This window comes from Kitasatospora sp. A2-31 (assembly GCF_022288725.1).
Classification (GTDB): Bacteria; Actinomycetota; Actinomycetes; order Streptomycetales; family Streptomycetaceae; genus Kitasatospora.
Genome location: NZ_JAKNTA010000158.1, coordinates 1 through 1586, shown reverse-complemented (window position 1 = coordinate 1586; position 1586 = coordinate 1). Strand labels below are relative to the sequence as shown.

Annotated in this window: 2 rRNA genes and 1 pseudogene; all 3 read right to left on the bottom strand. The window is 68.2% G+C overall.

The annotated features are described in order from the left end of the window. Window positions 1-867: pseudogene (locus MCM47_RS40470) on the bottom strand (histidine kinase); the annotation flags it as partial. Window positions 868-1211: 344 nt separating this feature from the next. Then, window positions 1212-1328: ribosomal RNA gene (gene rrf, locus MCM47_RS40465) — 5S ribosomal RNA — on the bottom strand. 81 nt (window positions 1329-1409) lie between these two features. Further along, window positions 1410-1586: ribosomal RNA gene (locus MCM47_RS40460) — 23S ribosomal RNA — on the bottom strand; the annotation flags it as partial.

Sequence of the window (1586 nt, the reverse complement as noted above, 5' to 3'; positions counted from 1 at the left end):
GTTGACGGCCAGCAGACGCTCACCGACCGGGAGCACCTCATCGCTGACCGCGCGGCCGGCGACCAGCAGTTGGGCCGTCCGGGGCGCGAGGCCGAGACCGGTGACGGCATGCCCCTCCACGTCGGCGGGCAGGTCGAGCAGCCGACGGGCCTCGTCGTTGGCGAGCCGGACCCGTCCGTCGCCACCGACGATGACCACGCCCTCGCGCACCGCGTGCAGCACCGCATCGTGGTGCTCGTACATCCTGGTCATCTCCTCCGGCCCCAGACCGTGGGTCTGCCGCAGGAGACGTCTGCCCACCAGCGCCGTACCGGCCGTGGCCAGGCCGAGCGCGACGGTGCCCGCGCCCAGGACGACCGGCAGCTGCCGGTTGACCGCGCTGCTAACGTTGGCGACCTTCATCCCGGACGACACGATGCCCACGACCGAACCGTCGGCGTCCTCCACCGGGACCACCACCTGGTACTCCAGACCGAGCGGGCCGTGCACCTGTTCGACGGTGACCGCGCCGTTCAGCGACGGTCCGATGGTGCCGACGAACTGCTTGCCGATCTGCTCGGGCTGGGGGTGGGTGTAACGGATGCCGTTCCGGTCGGTCACCACGATGAAGTCGACGTGGGCGTCCTTGCGGGCCGCCTCCGTCAGCGGCTGGAGCACGGCGCTCGGATCGGGGCCCCGCATCGCGTCCACCAGCCCGGGGCTGTGGGCGAAGGCCTGGGCGGCGGCGAGCGAGCGGTCCCGGGCGGCGTCGTACCGGTCGCTGCGGGACTGGATCAACAGCGCGACGACGGCTGCCACCACGAGCAACAGCACGATCAACACCTGCAGGACGAACATCTGCCCGGCGACGCTGCGGATGTTCATCATCGACCGCAGGCGGTACGCCGAAGGCTCTTCCGTAACTGCGCGTGGCTCTTGCCGCCCACGACGGCCACCCGGCCGGCGCAGAGGCGGCCGGGTGACGGGGCCCGTGTCTCTGGCCATACACCCATGGTCCCCTGCCCGAGGTGAGCGGGACATACGGCCGGAGGTGACCACGCACGGCAACCACCCGCCCGGCACGCACGTGCACGCTCCGGAGCCGTCGTCGTCCGGCCGATGCAGGCGGCGGCCGTGGTGGGGCCGGGCCGTCGGCCAGGTCGGTACGAACGCCTCCGAAATGCGAAGAACCCCCGATCCAGGAAATGGATCGGGGGTTCTTCAGAAGAATTGTTCGGCGGCGTCCTACTCTCCCACAGGGTCCCCCCTGCAGTACCATCGGCGCTGTGAGGCTTAGCTTCCGGGTTCGGAATGTAACCGGGCGTTTCCCTCACGCTATGACCACCGAAACACTATGAAACTATCCGCCACCCACCCGCCAGAGCGGTGGGGGTCGTTGTTTCAGAACAACACAGTGGACGCGAGCAACTGAGGACAAGCCCTCGGCCTATTAGTACCGGTCAACTCCACCCCTCACAGGGCTTCCATATCCGGCCTATCAACCCAGTCGTCTACTGGGAGCCTTACCCTCTCAAGGAGGTGGGAGTGCTCATCTCGAAGCAGGCTTCCCGCTTAGATGCTTTCAGCGGTTATCCCTCCCGAACGTA